Raw genomic sequence first — 25,407 nt, 5'->3', positions numbered from 1 at the left:
TAACGTAACTACACGAGGATAGGATGATCAGAGATGTCAAAGAAGCAACTAAACCGCTATGTGTTGACCGACGAGCTGTATGCCCTGTTGAAGCAGCAAATCTTATCCCATGTCATGCCGGCCGGCGAGAAGATCAATATCGACAAGCTGGCCAGAGAGCTAGGAGTCAGCAACATTCCGATCCGGGAGTCTTTATTTCGCTTGGCCTCCGAAGGCTTCGTGACGATTATTCCATTTAAGGGCATGTTTGTTGCCGAGATGAGCTTGAAAGACATTAACGAAATATTCGAGATTCGCACGCAGCTGGAGGAACTTGCGATTCGTAAAGCGGCGCCTCGTATTACGAAGGAACGACTTCAGCAGATTTTGCAAGAGCTTGAGCGCGCCAATGAGGCCGCGGCTGAGGAGAATAGCGAGGAAAAAGAGAACGAAATCCGGCAAATGAACGAGGGACTTCACGGCACGCTTTTGCTCTATGCGGATAATTTCAATCTTCAGCAGATGGTGAGTTCGTTGATCGAACGGATCCACCGTTATTTGAATTTGCATCATTACAAGATCGATCTGGAAGCGGAGAAGGCGGAACATCGAAGCATCGTCAATCATTTGCTTGCGTACAATACGGAAGGAGCGGTGACGGCGATGCGGCAGCATCTGCATAACTCCTATGAAAGACTTGTTGCCAATTTCAACTAAAGTTGGGCCGGTTTTTTTTATAAATTCCTGTGTATATTATATATCGTGTATGATATTTGATTTCAAAAAAATAATAGCGCTTACATACAAGAGGAGGGACTACCTGAATGGTGAAACCGGGTACCGCTACTTTGAAACGAAGAGTGCTCAGGCACTGGCAGCTGTATCTCATCGTGCTGCTGCCGACTATCTTCCTGCTTACGTTCAACTATGTTCCGATGCTTGGCGTTCAAATCGCGTTTAAGGAATTTAGTCCCGTTAAAGGCATCTGGGGGAGCCCCTGGGTAGGCGGCAAGCAATTCAACATGTTCTTCACCTCGCCGTTCTTCTGGCCGGTGATCCGCAACACCCTGATTCTCAGCGTCTATGCGCTGCTGATCGGGACGCCTTCTGCCATATTCCTGGCGCTCGCTCTGAATGAAGTGCCCAGCCGGCGGTTTAAGAAAGTCGTTCAAATGACGACCTATGCGCCATATTTTATCTCCATGGTCGTACTCGTCGGTATCCTCAACATCGTCCTCTCTCCAAGCACCGGCATTTACGGGCAATTCGCCCATCTTCTCGGCATGAATCAAATCTACGATATTTTGGGACAGGAGAAAGCGTTCTCCTCCTTGTATGCATGGTCAGGCGTCTGGCAGGAAACGGGATACGGCGCCGTCATCTATCTGGCTTCGCTCGCAAACATCAACCCCGAGTTGCACGAAGCCTCCAAGATCGACGGAGCATCACGGCTGCAGCGAATCATCTATATCGATTTGCCGTCCATCCGCCCGACCATTATCATCCTTCTCATTCTCTCCGTAGGCGGTCTGCTCAGCGTCGGCTTCGAGAAAGTGTTTCTGCTGCAAAACACGCTCAATTTGAACGCTTCCGAGGTCATCTCCACTTACGTGTATAAGATCGGCCTCGTGAATACGAACTTCAGCTTTGCGGTGGCAGTCGGTTTATTCAACTCCGTTGTCGGGTTCGTCCTTGTCTTCGCCACCAACCTGTTAGCCAGAAAATATTCCGACGCCAGCTTGTTCTGATAGAAGGGGGAACAGAAGTGAACCAAGCCATTCGCATTCGAGAATCCTGGGGAGATCGGCTGCTCCTTACGTTCGTCTACGCGGCACTGGGTTTTATTACGATAGCCGTCGCTTACCCGATTATTTATATCATCAGTTCGTCGTTCAGTTCGTCTGCCGCCGTCATGGGCGGTAAAGTGTGGTTTCTGCCTGTCGACCCGACGCTTTACGGTTATGCGGCGGTGTTCAAGTATCACCAAATTTGGACCGGTTACTTGAACTCCATTATCTACACCGGGGCAGGTTCGACGCTCAGCGTCGCGCTTACCATTATGATGGCGTACCCGATCTCGAGGAAGACGTTTGCCGGAAGAAACATTTTTGTCTGGCTGCTGCTGTTCGCGATGCTGTTCAGCGGCGGACTCATTCCGTATTACTTGGTCGTACGCAATTTGCATTTGCTCGGTACGGTCTGGGCGATGATACTTCCGGGAGCGCTGAGCATCTACTCGGTCATCGTGGCCAAATCGTTTTTCCAATCTTCGATACCGAACGATCTCTATGAAGCGGCGCAAATCGATGGCTGCTCGGACGCCGGCTTTCTGGTGAAAGTGGTGCTGGCGCTGTCGAAGCCGGTGATCGCGGTGCTGTTCCTGTGGTCCGCCGTCGGCAACTGGAACTCTTACTTCAACGCGTTAATCTTTCTGAACGACGCAGGCATGTATCCGCTGCAGCTCGTGCTCCGCGAGATTCTAGTCAATAACAACGTGGATACGAACTCGATGACGCTCAGCGCGGAACAACTGAAGCATTTCGAAGACATGCGAACGCTGCTGAAATACTCGATCATCGTCATTTCGAGCATTCCCGTACTCATACTGTATCCGTTTATTCAAAAGTATTTCGTGCAGGGGGTGATGGTCGGGGCGATCAAAGAATAGCGCCACCGTCAGGAGCTTCATCGTTTCAAGCGGCGTCATCCAATGATACATGTTGTGCCCAAGACTATTCAGGAGGGGTGTTTATGCTTCGTATCAGCAAGCTCGTGGTTGCGGCATTTCTTATCAGCGTCCTATTGATGGTTTCCGCATGTTCATCGAATAACGGCGGCGATAACAGCGGAGGCCAAGCGTCGAACGGCACATCCGAGACGAATTCGAATGCCGGAAAACCCGCCGCAGTCGATCAGGAAAAAGTCGTGAAGGTATCCTTCTTCGCTGTGCCGAGCGGCGATGTTATCGATTTGAAGACGAACTGGTTCACGAAATACGTCAAAGATACGTACAAGCTGGATGTTACGTTCAACATTGCGCCTTCGAGCGACGCGGCGACGAAGCAATCCTTGCAGCTCTCGAGCGGCGACTACCCGGATGTGTTCTGGAGCGGAAACTTCACGCCGTCCGATATTCTGAAATACTCCAAGCAAGGCATTATCGTGCCGCTGAACAAATACATCGACGAATATGCGCCCAACCTGACAAAGGCCATCGAATCCGCTCCCGGGTTGAAGGCAGCTATTACGGCGCCGGACGGCAATATCTACGGATTGCCAAGCTATAACACCTGCTGGCACTGCTTCTGGGGGAACAAGGCATGGATCGACAAGAGCCTGTTGGACAAATTCAATTTGCAAATGCCGACGACGACGGATGAGTTCGAGCATGTGCTGCAGGTGTTTAAGGACAATGGCATAACGCCGTACACCGGCTCGTCCGACGGCTTCGACCCCATTCCTTACCTCATGAACGCATTCACGTATGACAGCGCTTCCGACTACTTCGACGTTCAGGACGGCAAGGTGCAGTATGCGCCGACGCTCGACGGCTGGAAGAAGGGGCTTGCCTATCTAAACGAATTGTACAGCAAGGGGCTGCTTGATAAACAGGCGCTCAGCCAGAAGAGCGATATCGTGAAGCAATTGGCGGCTCAAGGCAAAGCCGGCGTCATTCCTTCGCTCTACAGCGGCGCTTTCCTCGATATGAACAGTCCGAATTACAAGAACTGGGTCACCGTTCCGCCGCTTAAAGGTCCGGACGGCGTGCAATATGCGGCGTTCAGCGGCAACAGCCCAAGATCGCTGACCTTTGCCGTCACGAACAAGGCTTCGGAAGAACAAATCGTCAGGCTGATCAAGCTCGTTGACTTTATCTATACGCCGGAAGGTACGCAAATGATGAATTTCGGACCGGAAGGCAAGTATTGGACGAAAGCGGAAAACGGCGTGAAAGGCCTTAGCGGCGAACAGGCGCTGTTCATTACACAGTCCGATAAGTTCTATTCCTCCGGCGCGAAGCAGAATGAGGGCTGGAACCAAATGGGCCCGATCTTCCAAGACATCGTATGGCGAAACGGCTTTGTCAAAGCGGCATCTCCGTTTACGTCGGAAGGCCTGGAATCGCTGCTGCTGCTCGAAACGATGAAGAACTACGCGGGACATCAGCCGCAGCAGGTTTACCCTGGCGCGATCTACATGGACGATGCGCAGAACCAGAAATTCGCGCTGCTCAAAACAAACATCGAACAGTACATGAAGCAGTGGACGGCGCAGTTCATTCTCGGCAACAAGTCGGTGGATAAAAACTGGCAGGAGTACCTAGACGGCTTCAAGAAGCTGGATTTGGACAGCTATCTGAAAATCGCGCAGGACGCGATGACGGCGCCTTTCGATACTTCCGCGTACCGGTCCGACGCGAAAACCGTTGAATTCTTGTCCTCGTTGAAATAAGCAACTCGGTCCGCTGACTGAACATTAGGCGTTCTACGGCCTTTGCTCTGTCAGCGGTCCTTCTAACCAGAACCGATCGCGAAGGGACCGGCGGACGAGCTGGGGCTCCTAAAGTATTTGGATAAAAAAATGATAGAAGTGCATGAGACCATCGACTGCGGTCATAGTTACAAAATAGCCATCGATATAGCAAAAGAAAAGAGCGAGGTTCGCGGTCATTTTTCCACGAGCGCTCGCTCTTTTTGCTTTGGGCAAACGCGAGGCCGGAAGTGGTATTTTTTCATCCTTTCAAACCCCGTCTGCCAATTCGACAAGCTTCTGGATGCCTTCTCTCAATAGCTGCTCATTCAGATAGGAATAGCTGAGGCGTATCCATGATTTGTACTCCTTGAGCGGATCGCAAATCGCTCCGGGCACAAAGGTAATTGATTGCTTGATGCATGTACTGAGTAAACGTTCAATCTCCACCGTTTCCGGAAGCTTCACCCATAAGTTGAATCCGCCTGCAGGGGAGTTCCATTTCCAGTCGGTAGCGGACAATTCCTGTTCTACGATATCCTTGCGGACCGCAAGCGCAATGCGAAGCTTCTCTATATGCTGCTGCAGCCGCTCGGTAAAAAAATAATGCAGAAAAATTTTCTGATTCACCAAAGGCGTCCCGCTGTCCGACAACAATTTGGCTTTTATCAGGTAGTTCATGATGGCAGGGCGGCACGCAACGATGGCGATGCCGAGGCCGGGAGCGATATATTTGCTGAAGCTGCGAAGATAAATGACCCATCCTACCGTATCGTAAGCAAAAAGAGGCAGTGGCGGCTCTTCGCCAAAATAAATGTCGCGGTAAGGATCGTCCTCTAATAGCAGACATTGATACCTCTCGGCAAGCTCAACGAGCCTTTTCCTTTGTTCAGCGGGTACGATATAGCCTGTTGGACTTTGAAAGGTGGGATTTAGATAAAACAGCCGCGGCTTGTAGGCTTGCATCAGCTTCTCCACCTGCTCCAGATCGTAGCCGTACGGGTGGATCTCGACCGGAACGATAGCTGCGCCTTGTCTTCTGAAAATATCAATCGCCGTGCTGTAAGTAGGACGCTCCAACATAACGACATCTCTAGGCTTGACCAGTGCTCTGGCAACCAAATCCATGGCCTCCTGCGATCCGCAAGTGATCAATAATTCGTCTGAAGACAAGTGAAACCGGTGGCAATCGGTAAAGTAACGGCACAACGCATCCCGCAGCTCCTGGTCTCCTTGCACGGTAAAGTAAGTGCCGAGCATTTTGGGATATAAATCGAACACTTGCTTCACATATTCCGAAAAATAAAGATTAGGGAGCAGGTTCGGGTCGAGCAGCGATTTTGACAGTACATATTCGGCTTGCACCTGATGGATTTCAGAAAGATGGCTTTCATGCACGTAAGCAGAAATGATCGGATCATGCAGCAAATCCGCAGGAAGACTGCCGTTCGGTCTCACATAATAGCCGGATTTGTCCTTCGCTTCTACGATCCGATTTTCCTTCAGTAGCTGATAGGCTTTATAGACCGTTAGTCGATGCACATTGAATTCCATCGCAAGCGAGCGGATGGAGGGAAGCTTCTCATGCGGCTTCCATTCTCCGCGACGGATTCGATCCAGAATATAGTCATAGATTTGTTCATACAGTTTGCTTGCATATCTGCTTGAAATAACTGTTTTTTTCATATGTTTTACCCCCAGACCCATTCACCCGAAATACGCACTTGTGTGTGTGTCTCTATTATATAGGAAGTTCCATCCTTCTGTTCTGGTCCGATCGATCTGTTCTATTCACCTTCGTTTATGATGGAGAAAAGGGGGGCTGATCAATTCTCTCGGAAAATCCACATAGCTCATGAAAGAAGGTTTTAAGAATGAACAGAAACACTTTATTAACGGGTATTACCTATTGTTTGATTCCTGTGCTGGCGTGGGGAGGCATGTTTCCCGTCATGCAAGTTGCCTTGAAGGTTCTCGATCCGTTCTATTTCACGACGATTCGCTACATATGGGCTGGCCTCATACTTTTGGGAATGCTGATCGTTTTCGAAGGGAAGAACGTTCTCCGATTGGAGGGGGAATCATGGAAGTTATTATTTTTTGGCGCTGTAGGGTTTTCGGGATTCGGCTTTCTTACCTTTGTCGGACAAAAGCTCAGCGGACCGTCAGGCGCAATCATTGCCTCCGTTATCATGGCATTAATGCCACTAATGACGACATGCGTAAATTGGGCTGTGCATAAAAGTAAACCCAATCTATCTACATTTATTTCAATTTTCATTGCGCTTTCAGGCGCACTGCTGGTCATAACGAATGGAGATCCCTCCCTAATCGTTCAAATCAAAGAGCACATTGGCGCCAGTCTGCTGATTATGCTCGGCGCTCTATGCTGGGTCATTTATACGATGGGTGGCAGTCAATTTGTAGGCTGGTCGCCGCTTCGCTACACCGCTCTGACAACATGCTTCGGATCCTTGATGAATATTTTAATAGTGCTGTCGGCAACGGTTTTCGGAGCCTTGACGATGCCAAGCGCGGAGAGGATCGGAAGAGTAGGGTCGGAACTGCTGTATATGATCCTGATTGCAGGCGTACTTGCCGTGTTCACATGGAACGTCGGCAATAAAATGTTGAAGCCGGAGAACGGCATGCTATTTATGAACATCGTCCCTGTTACGACAGTCACGATCAGTGCTCTCCAGGGTGTTGATGTCGGAAGGTTACAGTTGGCAGGGACCTTCATCGTGATCATCTCGCTGGCGATTAATAATTTGATTCAGAGACAGAGGAAAGATGCAGGTGAATATGCAAAATGACCATTCTTGATCATTATCGGAAAGTGCTGAACGGAGAATTGAAGCAGTCTCCCGTTGAGCGCCTTATGGGACTGAAGCTAATTAGCGTAGAAGAGGGCGAGGCCACGTATGAAATGCAGGCTTCGGAACAACATGCGAATCCGCAAGGTACATGCAACGGCGGTATCATCGGCATTCTTGCCGACATGGCCATGGGAATTGCCTACGGATCTACCTTGCAAAAAAACGAAACCTTCACTACGATCGAGATGAAAGTAAACTTTTTTAGACCTGTGTGGAACGCCAAAATAAAGGCCCATGCTACGCTGTATAAGCGAGGACAAACAATCGGGTTCATCCAATGCAATATTACTGACGAGAACGGTAAACTCATCGCGCATGCCTCAAGCACTTGTATGACATTAAGGGGTGATAAGGCGCAAGGCAGGTAGGTCCGCAGGACATACCCATGAAACGAGCGGCGATGACTTCAATGACTCGTTGTATATTTGATGACAGGACGGGTGCAGCAGGCGACGATGTAATGGAATACTAACAAATAACGGCAGGTTAAAATGAGGAGGAAACATAGCATGCATGAAACAGTGCTCACGATCACTTCGATGCAGACGCACGAAGAAGCTCTGGCCTTCAAAACACTTAACGAGGAATGGATCGCCCGAATCTTCACCATCGAAGAGGCGGACCGGGTCATCCTAGATAACCCGGTGGAGAACATCATGAACAGAGGAGGAGACGTACTCATCGCGCGCGATGGCGATTCGATCGTCGGATGCGTTGCACTCGTTCCGACTGGGGCTGGCGTGTTCGAGCTCTCAAAGATGAGCGTTACACCCGAGTTGCGGGGACGCGGATACGGACGGAAGATCATTCATGCCGCCATTAACCACGCACGTGGGCTTGGCGCAACTTCGCTGTTCTTGGGCAGCAGCACCAAGCTGCCGAACGCCGTTCATCTTTATGAATCGGTTGGATTCAAGCACGTTCCTGTCGAGCAGATCGGCCCCATGCCCTATGTAAGAGCGGATGTGTTTATGGATTTGGAACTAGTGAATACGAAGACAATATGATCGACGTAGGCGTTCTAGTTTTAACGGGAGAAGAATCTAGCTGTCGGAGGACAAGAATGTGTACCTATTGCCAGTATTTCCCGAGTAACTCTGCCTGTTGGAATGTCACTACAGCCAATCAGTCTTGGTAGCTTGTCTCCGAGATCGGCACCGCCCGTGAAGTCGTGAGCCGCACGCTGCAGCGTTTTCAGCGGCAGGGGTGGGTGGAGACAGGAAGCTGGTGAGTCATCGGCGGATACCTCCTCTACTTGGGAAAAAGATTTACTGACCCAATATACCAGAAAGAGCAGCACCGCTTCTGTGACCTAGAATAGCTCCTCCAATTCAGTGCGGCGGGTGATTCGTACCCAACCTCTTTTGATTGATGAGAGCGGTATCGTACGGCTGGCGCATTATAGCCGCATTGTAATTGTAACCGACCATCTCCCGCTCGCGGCGATCGACAGCTTCGCTGCAGGCGAATAACGACGCATGGCAGAAAGGCATGAGACTTGCCCTTCGGGGTTCTCATGCCTTTCAGTTCGTTCAGCCCCCTCGGTAAAATGTAGTTTTCTCAAGAATACTCGCTTATTCGCAGGATCTCACCATGAAAGCCGCGATAATTGCGGCTTTTTTTAATTGCGGGATCAAGTTCTTGTCATTGGGCGATGTCAAGAACTTGATCCCATTCCCGAGGGATGTTAAGAACTTGAACTCATTCCTCAATTTCGGTGTTTCATTTGTGCCAAAATCGACCTCGACTAAAGTCCGAGAAATAACTGTTCCCGGGTCTGTTCATCGACTTCAAGACGGTGGGTTATACTGACGAAGACTTAAGACAAGGTCGTAAATCGCCTGCCAAGGAGCTAGAATATATGGAATGGATGAATGCGCTGTTCGAGCAGTACGGATACGGTTTGCTGTTTTTCGGATTGTTTACGGAATCCCTGGCGCTGCCATTCCCCGGCGAACTGGCCATGGCGATCGCCGGCCATTTGGCGTATTTCGGCAAATCGAACTATTGGCTAGATGTGATGTACGCTTTTCTTGGCGCGACGATCGGCACGACCATTACGTATGCGTTGGGCCGCAAACTCGGTACGCCGTTTATTGAGAAATACGGCAAATATATATTTCTGAACAAGCAGCGTTTCGCCAAGCTGGTCGATTGGTTCGGCAAATACGGAAGCAAAATTTTGCTGATCAGCTATTTCATTCCGGGCTTCCGTCATTTTACGGGATATATGTCGGGCGTGCTGCGCGTTCGATTTCGCACATTCTTGTTGTTCAACCATTTCGGCGCGCTTATGTGGGTCATCGCTTACGTATCGATCGGACGGCTGTTCGGAGCGCAGTTTGAGAAGCTGCTTCACCTGATCTCGGCTTATTCGCGGATTGCCGTGGCGATCCTGGTCGTTGTTTTGACTCTGGTCCTGTTCTTCAAAATGCGCCGGGCTCGGCTGGCGAAAAAAGACGGGCTGGCGGAAGCGCCGGAAGCGGCATTCACGGAAACGGAATTGGTGGAGCCGGAACGGATGACGGGCCAGAAACAATCGGTTCAACCCCAATCCGCGCTGAAATCTCGCGATAAGCAGCTGGTCGTGCCCCGTTAGGCGGCTTCCAAAAGCCGGATACGATGAGCTGGCCTGAGGGGGCGGCAGTGGCCACCCGGTACTGGTAGTGGTCGAAGGTCGAGCTAAATGATACTTCACATCTATTTGAATTAAAGTAAGGACAGCTTGTCCGAGGTTCAATTATTAGTGTCGTCGGGTGTCAAGAATTTGTACCGATTGCCGCTTGATGCCAAGAATATGTACCGATTCTGTCCGGATTGTGCACATTAGCAATCCATGAGAAACTGGGCCTGCTGTTGTATGATTAAATGTAGACAGAAAGGAGGCTGCACATGGGACGTGTAATCCTGATGATGAATGTGACACTGGACGGTTGCTGTGACCACACGCAGATGATTGCGTCGAATGAGGAGCTATACCAGTATACGGTGGACCTGATGGACTATATCGAAAGTAAGTAAAGGGGATGAGTTTGATGAAGGTTAATTTTATAAAAGTTCAGGACGTGCTTGAAAATTACAAGTCTTCAGTTTACGAAAAAAATGTTGAAAGATTCTTATCGACCTATTCCCCCGAAATACATATTTATGATTGCTGGGGCAACTGGGAGAGCAAGGGCATCTCTCCTTGGAAGGCAAATGTTGAAGAGTGGTTTAACGGTTTAAGGGCGGATGGTGTTTCACTTCATGTTGATTTCAATGACTTAGTAGTAGAAGAAAACTTGAATCTTGCATTTGTTCATTGTGCCGTTACCTTTGCTGCACACGATATAGAATCAGGAGAAAAACTTCGTCAAATGACAAATCGTTTCACATTTGGTTTAAGAAATGAAAATGATTCCTGGCTTATAACTCATGAACATTCATCTTTACCAATAAATATGGAGACTGGAAAGGGTCTTTTTAATTTAAGGTAAGAAAGATAAATTAAATTCTTTAAGGATGAGGGCTGCTGCTGAAGCACTTTTTTTCATATTGGGCTAAGGGGTTAGCTAATTACCTGGATTTTGACGTAATGTACTTAAGCTCTAACGGAGAACTCTAGTTGAATAGACCTAGTCTAAAACCTCTTATTAGAAGCAAACTAGAATTAATTGCTCTAATAGGAGGTTTTATTTTTGATATTAAGTGAACTATGGTGTTAGTACGAATCGGACAAGCGAATCCAAGGATTCAGTCCCAATACATTGAGAGCCTATGCCCTGCAGCTAAAGATGCTAGTTATGGATATCGGGGACATCGATATTTCCGAGGTCGAGAAACTCAATATCGAGGATTTTAATTGGGAAAACTGCTCTGCGAACGTAGATGGGAAGGGTTCAAAGCAAAGGGAAGTGTATTTCACCACGGCGCAAAAAAATTCAGATTCCCCCTTGAGCCTTACGTGACGTAATGATTTATAGTGAACGTAACAGCAGGACAAAAAATCGAACAAGATAAATTTCTAAGTCGGAGGGGAAACGAACATGAGAAAACTCGTATTGTTCATGCATGTATCGCTAGATGGGTATGCGTCAGATTCGAACGGAGGACTGGATTGGATTCCATACAACGAGGAATTAGAGAAATACGCCGAGGAGGTCGTAGCCGAAGTCGGCTCTCCCGTTTACGGACGTACGACGTATCGGATGATGGAGAACTACTGGCCCACGGTGCTGGATGATCCGAATGCGTCGAGGCACGGTATGGAGCATGCTAAATGGCTGCAGGATGTTAAGAAGATCGTCATTTCCGACACGATGGACAAGGCGGAATGGAACAATACGATGCTGATCAAGGACAATATCGCAGAGGAAATCAAGGTACTCAAGGAGCAGCCCGGCAAAAATCTCGTTATCTTCGGCAGCCCGGGAGCGGCGAAGACGCTGCTTAAGCTCGGCCTGATCGACGAATTCCTGCTTACAATTTGTCCGGTCGTCCTGGGCGGCGGAAAATCGGTATTCGACGGCGACGGCGAGAAAATCAGGCTCAAGCTGCTGTCCAGCCGAACGCTCAAGTCGGGCATTATCGCGACCCGCTATGAGTTGGAGAAATAGTCGCGCCGTACAAGTTGTTTCGCTCTAACGGGAAACTATAGCTCCAGAAACACGACGGTAGCCGGCCAAGAATGCGCGGCTGCCGTTTTCATTCAACAAAAGGGCAGGATAGTTTAATGATCAAAAATAAGAAGCAGGAGATAATATCGTAACTCCGAATTGTTAAAATATATCGTTTGGAAGGATTTAGTAATTCTTGAATAGAATAAATATGAAGATGATCAGGTAATAAATTTGTACACATAAGGAGATAAAACTATGGCAAATAACAAATTACTAAGAATGGACAATGTTGGCATCGTTGTAGAATCCCTTGATGACGCAATCTCTTTTTTCGAGGAGATTGGCTTGAGGCTCGAAGGGCGAGCTACTGTCGAAGGTGAATGGGCCGGTCGCGTAACCGGGCTGGGTTCACAGTGTGTAGAGATTGCTATGATGGTTACCCCAGATGGCCACAGCCGACTTGAACTTTCGCGATTTCTCACCCCACCAACTATATCAGATCACCGAACTGCTCCTGTAAATGCCCTCGGTTATCTACGCGTCATGTTCACCGTTGAAGACATTGACGAAATGGTATCCAGACTCACTAAGCATGGTGCTCAGCTCGTTGGCGAAGTGGTTCAGTACGAGGATTCGTATCGGCTCTGCTACATTCGTGGAAATGAAGGACTTCTAATCGGTTTGGCGGAACAACTCGGCAATAAATAAGTGACGTTTAAAAGAAGACTTAACTGAAATATACATTACTAGAGCAAAAATAGTTACAGTAAGGCAGTGTGAAAGTATCTCGAAATCAATGCAAAACCAAATTAAAGGCACTCAACTAACGGGTACTATAGCTCCAAAACCAACGGCAGCCGGCCATGAAACGAGGCTGCCGTTTTTATTCAACTAAAGGGCAGGATAGTTCCAATTTGTGGTACATTTAGGTTAATGACATTTTCAAAGCGGAGGTAATTATGAATCCTGATTTTGACACCTATATCCAATCGCTGGCCGGTAGGGAAGTGATGGGTATGAGTGGAATAACACCGATCAGAATTCGTGCCACTTTACCCAAAGCTTGAAGACAGACTGTTGCCGTTTTCTCAATTAATAGTTGTATCCCTACTAACTTTGCACACTATAACAGTATCTATAAAAAATGCTGTTGACCTTAAAGTAGCTTCAAGGTGTATGCTGTTTCCATCCAGATAAATACTGACAGGGAGGTCTATCATTGGAAACACCTGGTTTCAAATTTGACGGCGGTTTTATTATGGTTCCGTGGGAGCAATTCGACGAAGCGGTCGAGTGGTACCGCGAGAAGATGGGATGGCGGCTGAAAGGAACGGGAACGGGTCCCGTAGGCAGAAAGGCGTTCTTCAAATTGCCGGGACCCGGACAAGCCAATCTCAAATCATTCGAAAGCGACATCGACCATTTTACTATTGACGGATATTTGGAGGGAAACTGCAGGTTTTGCTTCCGGACCGCGAACCACGAGCAGTCGCTGCAGTACTTCAAACAGCAGGGCGTTGAGCACTCGGACTCGATCGAAATGCCTGACGGTACATGGTCTGCCGACCTTCACGCATTTGGGGGAATCCGACTTACGCTGAGTGAAGATAAGAAACTGGAGGGCAAATTTCCGGATTCCCGAGTCATCCAGTATGCGGCCAAGCCGTTATGGCTGGGCGTCAGCAATCTGGCGTCCTCGATTCAATGGTACGAGCGTACGATGGGCTTCGTTCGTTCCAAGAAGGACTTTTCCAAGCTAGGCTTTGCCTTGCTGCGAGACGTTCGGCAGAAATGGGATTTCATATGGCTGCAGGAAGGTCCACAGGCATCGGACCGTGCAAAAGCAAATCCCGGAGCAAGGCCGTATTTTCACATTAAAAAGCAAGAGGATTTTTTCAATGCGCATCAGTGGTTGAAAGATCAAAGTATCGAGGTGTCGGACGTCGTCGGGGAGCGTTGGCAAGGTTTTCACTTCTACGATCCCGACGGCAACCGGTTGAACGTGTGGACCTACTATTGACGATAAGGAGATACAACGTTGGACAGCACAATGACGATACAGACGTTCTCCTATCGTACCGGTCTTCCGGCCAGCACCCTTCGTTATTATGAGAAAGAAGGCTTGCTGCTTCCCGAGATCCGGGCGGAAAACGGTTATCGTCTCTACAGCGAGAAACAAATCCCCCGGGCGATCAATATCCATTCATTGCGCCAAGCAGGCATTAGCCTTACTGATATTCGGTCGTATCTTGCGGCGGGCGACGAAGAGAAAGAAGAATGGCTTCGCAAATGGCGACAGGATATCGATGCTAAGCTCTCGATTCTGAACGTAGCCAAACAATTTCTATACGGCATCGAACCTCGGGTCGATCACATCCGATTGGTCCGATGGGACGATCCTGTCCTGTTTCTTTGGTTCCGCCACCGCGTTAAACGACAGCTCAATCCATTCGCGCGTGCGATAGAAGAGAGTGCGGCCATATTGAGCGAACAGGGACTCTTATTTTCGCAGGAAGCTTTTGTTCAGCACGAAAAAATCGTCGGCGACGAAATGATCGGCAAAGTCGGATTCCGCCTTCGAGGCAAGCTGCCTCTTCAGGGACGGTTAAAGCAGTATGATTCCGAGATCGAAACGTTGGAGCCAACTTTATTCGTTGCCTTGGACTGTTTATCGAACGACCCCTATGCTTGCTTTAGCCATATGCTGCTCTTGCAGTCTTTCGGCTTCGAACCGACAGGACCAAACCTGGAGCGCTACCAACTGCATGAGAAATCGCATTACGAAATGATGATCCCGGTCGTTCACGAAACGAACTAATTTTCTCCAAAGGAGATGGATAGCAATGAACAAAGAAGTCATGAAAATTCAGATGGCCGACATTTCCGAATCGAGCTTCCAGGAAGTGAAGGCAGAGGAACTTTTATTCGACAATGTCAGTCTGGCCCGGACCCGCAATAACAATGCCTATATGGGCGGGATGGAATTGAATGATGTGAATCTCGCCGAATCCAAAATCACGAACGCCAATTTATCGAACGTAGGCATTCAACATGCGAATTTCAGCCATTCAACCATCGACCATGTCCATTTATTCGGCACGGAATTCCGCAATGTAGTCCTTCCGCAAGAAACCGACGGTAACTATGATCCGGAAGGAAACTATAAACCGGTTTCGTTCCACAATTGTGACCTGAATAAAACGCGTATCTCGCACTGCAATTTATCGCACATAGAGATTACCGACTGCGATATAACGGGATTAAAGATCAACGGAATCTTGATCGAAGATCTGCTTAAGAGCATCGGCGTTCGTAAATGAATTAGTTCGCGATCTTATCTCCAACTAAGACTAGGCTGCCGATCAATGTCGGCAGCCTAAGCTCTGTCTTATCCATCTACTTTGCCCCTGGTATCAGCTACGCTGGTACTACCCCTTGAAATGACGATTTTTCCCCGTTTCGACTGCCCTTCGCTTTTGCGGTACGCTTGGTACAGACCTTGAGCGCTGAAGGAATAGACCTCTTCGACATGGATATTCAACTTGTTCTCTCGCATGTGGCGAACAATGGCTTCGAAATCGGCCCGATTCGGTTGTGCCTCGAAGAAGTGCGCTTCAATGTCGCGAACCTGCGGAAATTGACTCGCGAAGGCCACCACTGAAACGTAGGTCCCGGCATCCTTGATGACCGAGTAGTTTTTCTCGCCGATAGGTCCCAATCCTGCTGTTCCGAATGTGGACGGGTTCATGGCGGTATCTAGCACGATATCGACGGGCTTGGCTATTTGAGCGGCGAAATCGGCTTTCGTGTAGTCGATCACTTCGTCCGCGCCGAGTCCTTTAACGAAATCGTGATTATCATCCCTCGCGGTTGCAATTACATACGCTCCATGCTGCTTGGCCAATTGGACCGCCGCATGTCCCACACCCCCGGCGCCGGCTTGAATGAGAATGCGTTGTCCCGGTTGAAGGTTGCCATGCTCGAACAACGCTTGCCAAGCCGTGAGAGCCACTGCGGGCGCGGCGCCTGCTTCTTCAAAGGAAAGGCTTTCCGGAATGACCGCAAGATGATCTTCTTCCACCGCCACATAGTCCTTATAGGACCCCATCGGAACTATGCCCATGACGCGATCTCCTGGCTTGAAATGGCGCACTTTGGCGCCAACCTGTTTAACGACGCCAGCCACATCGAAGCCAAGAACGATCGGCAGCTGCACCTGATATTTCTCGGCCATCGGGCCTTGAAGTATGGCTCCGCTGCGCATTAGACTGTCAGCGGGATTGATGGAAGAAGCGCGCATCTCGACGAGCGCCTGGGTGTCGGTGAGCGCGGGAATGGGCATTTCCAACTCCTCCAGCGTTTCCGGTTTGCCATAACGGGTCAAAGCGATAGCTTTCATGATGTTTCCTCCTAAAATTTGATCACATGTTGAATTTTCGACATATGTTTTATAAAATAAATATACTCGGGCAACGGCACGTGTTCAATCGCTAAAACAAACGCATTAGTTGATAAATCAACAAATGGTGTCGAAGTGTCTATTTACATGGAGGCAAAGCGGGGGATGAGCAAGATGGACAGGCGTATTCAAAAATCCCGGCAAGCGATCATGGACGCGTTCATGAAGCTGATGTCTGAACAGGATTTCGAAAACATCACGATCAACCAAATCGCGGAGGAAGCGAACGTCAATCGCGGAACTGTGTATTTGCATTTTGCAGACAAGTACGATTTGCGCGATCAGTGCACGGACGCTCATATGAACGAATTGATCCGCAACTGCATGCCCGAGGAGAAAGGCCAGTTGACTTCGAAAGCCGCGCTGCTGCGCACGTTTGAATATTTACAGCGGCATGCTTCCTTCTATTCGATCATGTTGACAAGCCGGGGGAACCCCATTTTTCGAAATCGAATGGAGGCGGTGCTTCAACAAAGTGTGAGCGAACATCTGGATTCGATCGGTCTCGATCGAACGCTCTACAAAGACATTACAGTACAATTTCTCGTCTCGGCGGGGGTTGGCCTGCTGGAATGGTGGATCACCCGTTCGATGCCTTACCCGGCTTCGGTCATGGTCGAGCAATTTTGGCGGCTATTGGAACGAGTACAATTGCAAGTCCCGGACGAAGGACACAAGAAAGTTTGGGAATAATCGCCAGCCTGCAAACCAAGGCAAATGAAGATACAACAAAGGAGTTACCTTGCCGTGAAAACATCGGTGTTAATTGCGTAAGACCTCGGATAAAGGGTTCAGGTGTTTACCGGGAAAGGACAAGAACATGCATTGTTTTCCGCGAGGCTCAGAACATGGAATAGAGGGAGGGTCCTGTGCTTGTCGCGCAGGATGACTTAGAAGTCAAATGGGCAGGACAACCAAAAACTGAGGAGCACTCTCCATTCGAAACGGTGTAATGATATATGTTCTGACCATAATTTGATGCGATGAGGTGGTTCAGATCAGATCCAGACTTCGTAAATCGCGCTTTGATCGGCAAGCGTTGCAGTAATCGACATTTTTAGTGCCAAGAGTTAATGCAACTGTGAAGCCGCCTTTTACAATTTAAAAGTAATGTGAGCCTTCACACTATAGAGATAGCTTGGAAAGGCGGACAGATGCCTGCCACATTGGCTAAAAGAGCTAGTCCAGAGAACGACTTACCACCGATTGCCGTCGTTTGCCCTCCAAAGCCCTATCGTCGAGCAGATGGTTCCTCATAGCTTTGCAAGCCGGCGTCGCGCAAAGTTCTTCCGACATAGCCCAACTCTCGACGTGCAGCGGCATCGTTGACGGTGAACTCACGACCGATCATGCGTATCATCGAGCGTGAGATCGGCGGATCGCCGTCTTTCCGCGTGACGGCCCAGATAGTGTCGAGCAGCCGGCCAATGGCAGAGGCGAGCCAGTAGGGCATCGAACGCAGCTTATCGATGGACAGGCCCTGCAAGTTCGCGAGCGAGGCGACGAACTCACGGAAAGTCTGCCCTTCCTGGTCTTTGATGAAGAAGGCATGACCGCCTTCTCCGCGTTCAAGAGCGCATTGTATGGCTTCGACCACATTGTCCACGTGGCAGGTTGCAAAAGCGTAGTCGCCGCGGTCGATGAAGGCGAACTGTCCAGATCTGATTGCTTGGGGAAGCGCTCGGCTAAACGGATCACCAGGCCCCCAGATAGCCGGTGGGCGAAGCGCGATCGTGCGAAAGCCGGGTTTGTTGGCTGCCAGAACCAATGGCTCGGCCCGTGCCTTGCTCGCCAGATAGGCGGAGAAGTGGTTCGGGAAAGTCGGCGCGCTTTCATCGGCGTCGCGGATGGGCGTACCGCCGTTATCCATGATGATCCCCGCCGCGCTGATGTAGACGAATGTCTTCGCACAGGCGGACTCGGCTGCCTTCAACAAAGCTCCGGTGCCATCGACGTTGGTACGGAAGAAGGGTTCGCGAGGCCCTGAAAAGCGGAACAGGGCGGCCGCATGCACAACCGCATCGATCACCGGCAACACGAATGGCGTGCTGCTTTCGAGATCGGCATCGACCGGCGTCGCACCCATGGCTTTCAGTTTGGCGTGAGATGATGCGGAGCGTGTGAGGGCGAAAATCTGGTGACCATCCTCCACGAGCTTCGGGATCAGGCGGCCGCCGAGTAGGCCGGTGCCTCCCGTGACGAGAATTTTCATTGTGATCGTCCTTTCGGTTCGGAATTCAGGATGGACCGCACGGCACCCTCGCGGATTTGCTCAAGGATCGCAGAAGTGGGTGGCGCCACCTTGCGCAGCCGAGCTGTGACGTGAAGCAGGGATGCAGCATTCGCAGACGCCCATATGAGATCGGCAGCCACCTCGATCGTCGGCGCGAGCCGTCCCTCGGCGGCGATGGCCGCGATGCGTTCGATCAGGAGCGCAAAGGCCTGCTCGGCGGCGGGAATTTCAGCGCCGTCGAGAACGCGGCTCATCATCGCCGCGTAGAGCCGTGGACGAGCCGCCGCGAAGCGCACGTAATCGTCCCAGCCCTCGCGCAGCGCCATTACCGGATCGGAGGATTGGACCGCAGTCCTTTTGCTTTCGAGAAACTGCGCGAAGGCTTCCGCAATGGCGGCGCTCAGAAGCCCGTCGGCGCTGCCAAAGTGATGGTACAGCGTCGGTGCGGTCACCTTCGCGATCGCGCAGACGGAGCGCGTCGAGAACTGTGCCTCGCCCTCTTCCTCGAGAACTTTTAAAGCAGCATTGAGCAGAGTGTCACGTGTATTCATGGGACCAGTATAGCACAGCTATACAGGCGAGTCTATAGCGATGCTATATTAGTGCCGATACCCCTCCAAACATCCGATAAAGCCCCCGATCCCTATGCGACTGCCGCCGCTTCCCGCACGGACGCTGAGAGTTCCTCTAGTTTCAGGTCGTAGATGAGTTGCGCTACCGCGCAAACCGCTAACGCCTCGTCAAGTGCTCGGAGTTTGTCTACGACGAATCGATCAGAAATGCACAGTGCGCTCCCNNGGAGCGCACTGTGCATTTCTAGAGCTTCATTTGGATTCAATTCGACCAATTGAATTGGCCCTCTCTAACAAAGTCTTTTTCACTGCAGACCAGTTGGATTGCTCAATATCGAGTGCATGGCGAAGGTAAGCCCATGTGACCCGCTGGATCAGGGCGACTCGTTCTGGGTTTTCGTCCGTTGTTTCCTTAACCTCGTAACCAGCGATTCCGCCAAGTGAGTGTTCTGCGCCGAAGAGGGTGAGCAGGCTCTCGGCTCCCGGGCTGAGGAAGTAGGGGTCGGTCATCCAGTCCGGTCCGCGGACGGTCAGCTGATACTTGTGCGGGACGTCGTCCTTCTCCCCGGCGATCACGAGGGTGGGCGTGGTCATGTGCGCGAAGCTCACGTTCAGGTGCGGCATGTTCTTGGCAGCGAACGGTGTCAGGCTGTCCCCACCTTGCCCAGCGGTTGCGAACAGCACGCCCGCTTTGATGCGCGAGTCAGACAGGTCCTCTTCCTTCTTGGTCTCTGGGTTGAGGACCCGCAAGCCCATAAGATTACCCGCCGTTTGGCCACCGAAGGAGTGTCCGGCTGTAGCGATGCGGCTTCGGTCAAGGTGCCCGCTGAGGCCGGGAACGGCAGATTCTAGGAGATCAAGCTGATCGAGGATTCGCTTCATGTCTTCGACTCGGAAACGCCAGATCCGTGGTGTGCGGGGATCGTCCTGAGGGAGACCCACTGTCCTCGAGTCGAGATGGGTGGGTTGAATGACCACGAAGCCGTGTGCAGCCCAGAAGTCAACCAAGGGGCCGTAACCCTCCAACGACGAGCCAGAGCCGTGTGAGAAAACAATGATAGGTAAGTTACGACCGGTCGTCGGCGCGGATACTCTCACTCGCAGATCCTCACCACGGCCCGGGGCTGAAAGCACTACCGGCTTCACCGAGACGACTGGAGAGGGTGCGGTAATCTTTATTTCCATAATAAATGTTCCTTCCTTTCTTTAAGAGATAGCGTTCCCTTTACTTCTTCAATCACTATACATACTTAGCATCAGTTAATCAGTGCGAAATATCGCGTTGACTCAAGCTCAATGTACATCTCCTCCTTCTTATGGCCGGGATTTTGTCCCTGTCAGATCTCATAATAATAGTTAGCGTCGAATCCAAGTCAAGGTGCGAAACCAAAGGAGTTGCCCAAGGATAAGTGATGGGGAAATAAATTTGACTTGGAGTCGGCTCCAAGATGTATAATGCTCAAAACGGCAATTTCGGGAGGGGACGTAATGGCAGAACAAACCTTTACGATCAAGCAAGCCGCTGAGCAAACCGGTATTTCCGAGGACACGATCCGTTTTTACGAAAAGATCATGCTGCTGCCTCGGGCAGAGCGGAAGGAAAACGGGCATCGCGTCTATCGAAAAGAGGACATTTATAGGATCAAGCTGATATCCTGCCTCAAAAAAACGGGAATGCCACTCGAGGCTATGCAGCCATTTTTGGCGGCCTCAGCCGACACCGATTCCGTGAAATATCCCGCACTGGTAGATCAATTAAGAAGTCAACGTGAATATATTGTGAATCAAATTTCCTCACTTCAGCAGATCGTTGATTTTATTGACATAAAGCTGCAAGAAGGTAGACCCCGCCAGGAATGCTCAGATCAAAGTCAAGACGACGATTTAGAAGAACACAAGGAGAAAGCAAAAACAAATCCCATTTCCGTCGTTGAGATGAGTTATTTTTCAACATCTGCGAAGAGGGATAAGTTACCAAATTCGATTAGATAAGCATGCTCCTGCACTGTTTGGCTGAGCATTCTCAAGTCACAGGTCTGAACGCTTTTTGTGAATCGCATAGTCTCGTGAACTAGACACATTCAGTCAAAGACTTTATCCAGAACTCTCTGCATTTAATCATGATTAAACTCCCTCGAAATGATCCAGTTTCCTCACTCAGACTCATGAATTCGCAGGATTTCACCCTAGGAAGAGTGTGAAAGAAGATGAGCTATGGGGGAGATCGGGTTGTGGACCAGCGAAAGGGCGTGCAGGAATAAAGGAGATGCATGTTGCCCCCCATTTTGTTCCATATCCTGCACGTCTCCACATCGCCTCAGCGATTCACACTCCCATGTCTCAACGGGTCAGAGCCCTTTCATTCCTTCGTCACATCTAACTAAGAGGTGGAGGTCGGTCTTTCTAACGGAATGGGTCCGAGCCCTTTTGTTTAACGGTTCCCGATACTCCGTGCTTCTTATCCATCCTGCGAATGCATGAGCTGGTGAGAAAACGCTCTTGAACGCCTCATTCTTCGCCACCATCGGCATCACCGCGCGAAGCAGCAGCTACCGCAGCCGTGATCGGCCTCGTTTCGTGATGCCCGTCTTGCCTTTGCGCTTGCCCGAGCTGTTCTCTTTCATATTCAGTCCGGCCAGTCGAATAATTTGCTGCCCATGGTCATAACAGGTTAGATCCCCGACCTCCGCGGTCGGCGAATTGTCTTCGAGCTCTTTCGTCTTGTTCACATGATGCGGATTGACGACAACGACCGCAATTCCTTGCTCTTGCAAGAATGCTGCGATCGGAAACCAGTAGTGTCCGGTAGGCTCGATGCCGAACACAATCTCGGTCTTGCCGTGTGCTTGCCCAAGCTCCTTCATCCACGAGGATAGTCTCGTCAACCCTTCCACGTCATTGTGGAAGACACAGTCTTTCCCAAGCTCGATCCCGCGAAAATCGACTGCACGAGCCACATGAACCTTCTTGGCAATATCGGCCCCGAACAATTGTTGAGTCCATTGGTCAAAGCTGGAGTGGACATCTTCCACTGCTCGACGCGCCGCTTCTGGGAGCCTGCTTTTGAAGGTTCTAATCTGAACTTGGCCGGATGGGTGGAAGAAACTCACGGGTAAAACTACGATTACAGTTGGTTCCGTGGGTCTGGATAATGAATTTACTAGTATGTATACAGAAGGCAAAGATGCTGACCATAAAGACCTAAAGATCTTCTGGAATGGCTGAACAACCATGAGTTTGATCTGGTAGCCGCAGGATGGGCGCTCTTGGTAGATCCTGCATGGGCTAAAAAAATACGTGAAGGCCGAATAAATGAACTTCAATCTTTTACAACTGAAGCAATTGCCACTCTGTACCAAGATTAATCACCATTGCAAATACCAAAACACTATAGATTAATCACCATTGCAAATACCAAAACACTAAAACCCATCATTTATGCACGATTTCGGTTTCTGTATTGTCTAGGCGTTAGGCCAGTGTGCTTCTTGAATGCTTTAACGAAATGGGATTGGTCATAGAAGGTGAGCCGATCGCCGATTTGCGAGATCGAATCTTTGGATTGATCAAGCTGTCGTTTGGCTTCCTCGATTCTTTCACTTTGGATATAGTTCATTACGGACATCCCGGTTTCTTTCTTGAAGCATTGAGACAAATAGTGCGGGTTAAGCCCGGATACCTCCGATAGCTGCTCTAAAGTAATTTCTTCGAACAAATGTAGGAAAATGTATTCCATGCCCGCTCGAACGGACTTGGAGACGCTGCTATTGCGGAATTGGCGAACGCGGTCGGCGAAATCCACGATGGCCGAGATAACGGCCGACTCCACCAACGCCAATTCGCTCAACTCTTCGATGTGTTGAATATGCAAGTCGCAAAGCGCCATGGCTATTTCTTCATACAATCCGCCTTGCATTGCATCATTGCTGCTTAATGCGACTGCGCATATCGACATGTTCTTTACTTTGCGAAGCCGGTGTTGTTTAGACAGATCCCTCACTTGACTGTCATCTTTGGTAGCTATCATCAGTTGCTTCATCAATTGCTCTGGTTCCCCGCGCCGAATGAGCTCGCGCATATGGTGATATTCCGCAATCCCCTCATGGAAGATGGAGAATTCTCGGCGTTCGGCGAGTTCTATTTCCTTGTCCTTATGTTGATTAGGCAGCTTGTACCGGATGCTGGATTGAAGAACGTCCGTAATATCCAGCGCTTCTCCGTTCAGCATCCAATTCGCCGACACGCAAATATGAAGAATTCTTATCCGGTCCGCGTATGGAATGCAGTTCCAGTAATCACGCCAATTCGGCCTTTGTGGGCAGGGGATTCGGTGATCGATCAAGAGTTCGTCGAATAACTTGTCGTTCGGCATTCGATGGGTGGAGGGGCCGATAATGACAACGCCTCGGGCCAGACCTTCTTGGCGTTTAACGGGCACGACGGCAAATTGCTCCAAGTCATTCGATTCGTAGAGGACCGGGCCGGTAAGGTCAGCTCCATGTTTGGCCACCGCGCGGAACAAATCGGCTGGATTGCTAAAGAGAGGATGCGTAGCCGAGTTCCCGTTCAAGAACAATATCTCTTGATAATCCGTTAAGCAGAAGACGGAGAGCTGCAATGTTTCATGAAGCAATTTGCCCAAATAACTAAGATCGATATCCTCAGTCGCGGTGAACATTTTGAATACCTCTACTTCTCGTACAAAATATCTTCTAATTATACCATATAGATAGTGTATTTTATGTCATAATGTCCGTGTAAATGCTTTCATACCTACAGCGGAGGGACGATTATGGCAGCAGGAAAGTCCATTTCACAGTCAGTAATCGGAGAAGGGGAAGAACCACGGCTTAAATTAGGCGAAAAGATCGCCCTCGTCATCGGAAGCGCGCCGAATACGTTTCATTATCAAATCATCCAAATGTATTTGCTGTTCTTCTATACGGACTTTATGAAGATTAATCCAGCCTTTATTGCCGTTCTATTCCTGGTCGTTCGATTTATCGATGCGTTCATTGCCCCATTCTTCGGAGCCTTTGTGGATAAGGTGAAGACGCCATGGGGGAAGTACACGCCATGGTTTGTCCTGTTGGGTGTTCCTTTCGGAATTGCGGGATGGTTAACGTTCACGGTTCCGGATTTGGGAGAGACGGGAAGGGTGATCTATGCCGTTGCGACATATACGGTTTATAGCGTTTTTTGCTCCATCATCACGATCCCGAGCAATGCCGTCGTTCCCGTCGTTACCCGAAGACTCGAAGAACGAATAACGGTCGGTCAATTGAATTTCCTCTTTATTATGCTAGGCGCTCTGCTTGTCCAAGTAGGTACCGTTCCTTTATATAAAGCGCTAGGCGGCGGGGATGACGCCCGTGGGTTCTCTCTTTTAATGGCGGCTGTTGCGGTATTGACCGTCTTTCTATCGATCTATCAGTCGGCAAAAGTCAAGGAACGATATGTCATAGATACAAATAGCGACGAGAAATCGCCATCGCTCAAACAGATGTTGGCGGCCACGTTTACGAACAAATATGCCGTGATCCTCTATGTTTATATGTTTGCAAGCGCGATCTCTTCCGGCATACGGTCCGGCGTCCAAATTCATTTCTATAAGTATTTCTTTGATAACGAAAGCTTAATGGCCCTTATGGGAATCGTCGCCCTTGTTCCGACCTTGTTCGGGGTCGCCTTCAGCCAGAGGATTATCCGGCGATTCGGGTTGAAACAGACGGTACTGGCCGGCGTCGTCGCTAACTTAGTGACTTGTCCGATCATTCTCTTCATACCGGCCAACAATACTGGTCTTATTATTCATATCGCGGTAACCTGTTTGACCAGTTTGATTGGCGGATTCGGCACGCCTGCCCAAGGGGCCATGATGCCGGCGGCTATCGATTATACCGAGTGGAAGAGCGGGCTGAAGTTGAACGGGTTCATGAGTTCGTTCAACGGATTTATTCAAACCTTTGCAACCGCTTTATCTGGTGCGATTGCCGCCGGTTCGCTAACGCTTATCGGGTATGTGCCAGGTGTGGAGCAGGGCGGCTCGACACTGTTTGGTCTTCGAGTTCTTGTGGGTGTCCTGCCCGCCGTCTTCGGCGCGTTCGCCATATGCATGCTCTGGTTTGATCTGAATGAAGAGAAGCAGAGACAAATATTCCGGGACTTATCCGAGAGACGCAAACAACAAACCTACACCGAATCAGGAGGAATGTAA

25 protein-coding genes and 1 pseudogene are annotated in these 25,407 nt (G+C 49.8%); 19 read left to right on the top strand and 7 right to left on the bottom strand.

What is annotated here, in order from left to right:
• Positions 1 to 33 precede the first annotated feature (33 nt).
• From H7C19_RS01440 to H7C19_RS01425, 4 genes are all read left to right on the top strand, one after another.
• Entirely contained in the window at positions 34 to 696 is a 663-nt protein-coding gene (locus tag H7C19_RS01440) for a GntR family transcriptional regulator (protein ID WP_185140758.1), read from the top strand.
• A 107-nt stretch (positions 697 to 803) separates the two neighbouring features.
• Positions 804 to 1,727, top strand: a complete 924-nt coding sequence (locus H7C19_RS01435) for an ABC transporter permease (protein ID WP_185140757.1) — start codon at positions 804 to 806, stop codon at positions 1,725 to 1,727.
• Between the two features lie 17 nt (positions 1,728 to 1,744).
• Entirely contained in the window at positions 1,745 to 2,647 is a 903-nt protein-coding gene (locus tag H7C19_RS01430; protein WP_185140756.1) for a carbohydrate ABC transporter permease, read from the top strand.
• An 83-nt stretch (positions 2,648 to 2,730) separates the two neighbouring features.
• Positions 2,731 to 4,431, top strand: coding sequence for a type 2 periplasmic-binding domain-containing protein (locus tag H7C19_RS01425; RefSeq protein ID WP_185140755.1), 1,701 nt, complete (start codon positions 2,731 to 2,733; stop codon positions 4,429 to 4,431).
• 288 nt (positions 4,432 to 4,719) lie between these two features.
• Here H7C19_RS01425 and H7C19_RS01420 read toward each other — a convergent pair whose 3' ends face one another.
• Positions 4,720 to 6,135 (bottom strand): aminotransferase-like domain-containing protein, encoded by a 1,416-nt coding sequence (locus H7C19_RS01420; RefSeq protein ID WP_185140754.1) that lies wholly within the window; start codon positions 6,133 to 6,135, stop codon positions 4,720 to 4,722.
• Positions 6,136 to 6,323: 188 nt separating this feature from the next.
• On the opposite strand from H7C19_RS01420, the gene H7C19_RS01415 reads away from it, so the two are divergent.
• The 11 genes from H7C19_RS01415 (at position 6,324) to H7C19_RS01365 (ending at position 15,246) form a co-directional block, all read left to right on the top strand.
• The gene (locus tag H7C19_RS01415; RefSeq protein WP_185140753.1) at positions 6,324 to 7,265 is read left to right on the top strand and encodes a DMT family transporter; all 942 of its coding nucleotides are present in this window, start codon (positions 6,324 to 6,326) and stop codon (positions 7,263 to 7,265) included.
• Complete coding sequence (locus H7C19_RS01410) at positions 7,262 to 7,696, top strand: PaaI family thioesterase (RefSeq protein ID WP_185140752.1); 435 nt, start codon at positions 7,262 to 7,264, stop codon at positions 7,694 to 7,696. The genes H7C19_RS01415 and H7C19_RS01410 overlap by 4 nt, the downstream gene beginning before the upstream one ends.
• 141 nt (positions 7,697 to 7,837) lie before the next feature.
• Positions 7,838 to 8,335, top strand: coding sequence for a GNAT family N-acetyltransferase (locus H7C19_RS01405; protein ID WP_185140751.1), 498 nt, complete (start codon positions 7,838 to 7,840; stop codon positions 8,333 to 8,335).
• A gap of 143 nt (positions 8,336 to 8,478) precedes the next feature.
• Positions 8,479 to 8,559 carry a helix-turn-helix domain-containing protein gene (locus tag H7C19_RS35605; RefSeq protein WP_185140994.1) on the top strand — a complete coding sequence of 27 codons (81 nt, stop codon included), beginning with the start codon at positions 8,479 to 8,481 and terminating at the stop codon, positions 8,557 to 8,559.
• A 630-nt stretch (positions 8,560 to 9,189) separates the two neighbouring features.
• Entirely contained in the window at positions 9,190 to 9,927 is a 738-nt protein-coding gene (locus H7C19_RS01395; protein WP_185140750.1) for a DedA family protein, read from the top strand.
• 427 nt (positions 9,928 to 10,354) lie between these two features.
• Positions 10,355 to 10,804, top strand: coding sequence for a YybH family protein (locus H7C19_RS01390; protein ID WP_221468977.1), 450 nt, complete (start codon positions 10,355 to 10,357; stop codon positions 10,802 to 10,804).
• Positions 10,805 to 11,353: 549 nt separating this feature from the next.
• Positions 11,354 to 11,923: a dihydrofolate reductase family protein gene (locus H7C19_RS01385; protein ID WP_185140748.1), complete on the top strand. Its 570-nt coding sequence runs from the start codon at positions 11,354 to 11,356 to the stop codon at positions 11,921 to 11,923.
• A gap of 258 nt (positions 11,924 to 12,181) precedes the next feature.
• Positions 12,182 to 12,634 carry a VOC family protein gene (locus tag H7C19_RS01380; protein ID WP_185140747.1) on the top strand — a complete coding sequence of 151 codons (453 nt, stop codon included), beginning with the start codon at positions 12,182 to 12,184 and terminating at the stop codon, positions 12,632 to 12,634.
• Between the two features lie 511 nt (positions 12,635 to 13,145).
• Positions 13,146 to 13,946, top strand: coding sequence for a VOC family protein (locus H7C19_RS01375; RefSeq protein ID WP_185140746.1), 801 nt, complete (start codon positions 13,146 to 13,148; stop codon positions 13,944 to 13,946).
• A gap of 18 nt (positions 13,947 to 13,964) precedes the next feature.
• Positions 13,965 to 14,744 (top strand): helix-turn-helix domain-containing protein, encoded by a 780-nt coding sequence (locus H7C19_RS01370; protein WP_185140745.1) that lies wholly within the window; start codon positions 13,965 to 13,967, stop codon positions 14,742 to 14,744.
• Positions 14,745 to 14,769: 25 nt separating this feature from the next.
• Complete coding sequence (locus H7C19_RS01365) at positions 14,770 to 15,246, top strand: pentapeptide repeat-containing protein (RefSeq protein WP_221468976.1); 477 nt, start codon at positions 14,770 to 14,772, stop codon at positions 15,244 to 15,246.
• A 68-nt stretch (positions 15,247 to 15,314) separates the two neighbouring features.
• On the opposite strand, the gene H7C19_RS01360 is transcribed toward H7C19_RS01365, so the two are convergent.
• The gene (locus H7C19_RS01360) at positions 15,315 to 16,325 is read right to left on the bottom strand and encodes an NADP-dependent oxidoreductase (protein WP_185140744.1); all 1,011 of its coding nucleotides are present in this window, start codon (positions 16,323 to 16,325) and stop codon (positions 15,315 to 15,317) included.
• A 174-nt stretch (positions 16,326 to 16,499) separates the two neighbouring features.
• Here H7C19_RS01360 and H7C19_RS01355 point away from each other — a divergent pair, with 174 nt between their 5' ends.
• Positions 16,500 to 17,078 (top strand): TetR/AcrR family transcriptional regulator, encoded by a 579-nt coding sequence (locus tag H7C19_RS01355; protein WP_185140992.1) that lies wholly within the window; start codon positions 16,500 to 16,502, stop codon positions 17,076 to 17,078.
• Between the two features lie 538 nt (positions 17,079 to 17,616).
• Here the strand turns inward: H7C19_RS01355 and H7C19_RS01350 are convergent.
• The 3 genes from H7C19_RS01350 to H7C19_RS01340 all read right to left on the bottom strand — a co-directional run bounded on the left by H7C19_RS01350 (position 17,617) and on the right by H7C19_RS01340 (position 20,375).
• Entirely contained in the window at positions 17,617 to 18,597 is a 981-nt protein-coding gene (locus H7C19_RS01350; protein WP_185140743.1) for an NAD-dependent epimerase/dehydratase family protein, read from the bottom strand.
• Positions 18,594 to 19,169, bottom strand: coding sequence for a TetR/AcrR family transcriptional regulator (locus tag H7C19_RS01345; RefSeq protein ID WP_185140742.1), 576 nt, complete (start codon positions 19,167 to 19,169; stop codon positions 18,594 to 18,596). The genes H7C19_RS01350 and H7C19_RS01345 overlap by 4 nt, the downstream gene beginning before the upstream one ends.
• A gap of 273 nt (positions 19,170 to 19,442) precedes the next feature.
• A complete protein-coding gene (locus tag H7C19_RS01340; protein ID WP_185140741.1) occupies positions 19,443 to 20,375 on the bottom strand; it encodes an alpha/beta hydrolase family protein in 933 nt (310 codons plus the stop codon).
• 303 nt (positions 20,376 to 20,678) lie between these two features.
• Here H7C19_RS01340 and H7C19_RS01335 point away from each other — a divergent pair, with 303 nt between their 5' ends.
• The gene (locus H7C19_RS01335; RefSeq protein ID WP_185140740.1) at positions 20,679 to 21,182 is read left to right on the top strand and encodes a MerR family transcriptional regulator; all 504 of its coding nucleotides are present in this window, start codon (positions 20,679 to 20,681) and stop codon (positions 21,180 to 21,182) included.
• A 557-nt stretch (positions 21,183 to 21,739) separates the two neighbouring features.
• On the opposite strand, the gene H7C19_RS01330 is transcribed toward H7C19_RS01335, so the two are convergent.
• Positions 21,740 to 22,147: an IS110 family transposase gene (locus H7C19_RS01330; protein WP_376775292.1), complete on the bottom strand. Its 408-nt coding sequence runs from the start codon at positions 22,145 to 22,147 to the stop codon at positions 21,740 to 21,742.
• Between the two features lie 27 nt (positions 22,148 to 22,174).
• Between H7C19_RS01330 and H7C19_RS34110 the strand changes: the two are divergent.
• Positions 22,175 to 22,555 (top strand): annotated as a pseudogene (locus H7C19_RS34110) (12-oxophytodienoate reductase); the annotation flags it as partial.
• A 71-nt stretch (positions 22,556 to 22,626) separates the two neighbouring features.
• On the opposite strand, the gene H7C19_RS01325 reads toward H7C19_RS34110, so the two are convergent.
• On the bottom strand, positions 22,627 to 23,868 hold the full coding sequence (locus H7C19_RS01325) for a helix-turn-helix domain-containing protein (protein ID WP_185140739.1): 1,242 nt from the start codon (positions 23,866 to 23,868) through the stop codon (positions 22,627 to 22,629).
• A gap of 114 nt (positions 23,869 to 23,982) precedes the next feature.
• Here H7C19_RS01325 and H7C19_RS01320 point away from each other — a divergent pair, with 114 nt between their 5' ends.
• Positions 23,983 to 25,407: an MFS transporter gene (locus tag H7C19_RS01320; RefSeq protein ID WP_185140738.1), complete on the top strand. Its 1,425-nt coding sequence runs from the start codon at positions 23,983 to 23,985 to the stop codon at positions 25,405 to 25,407.

This window comes from Cohnella nanjingensis (genome assembly GCF_014212125.1).
In the GTDB taxonomy this organism is placed as follows: domain Bacteria; phylum Bacillota; class Bacilli; order Paenibacillales; family Paenibacillaceae; genus Cohnella; species Cohnella nanjingensis.
The sequence above is the reverse complement of the archived record's forward strand: the minus strand, read 5'-3'. Positions and strand labels throughout refer to the sequence as shown.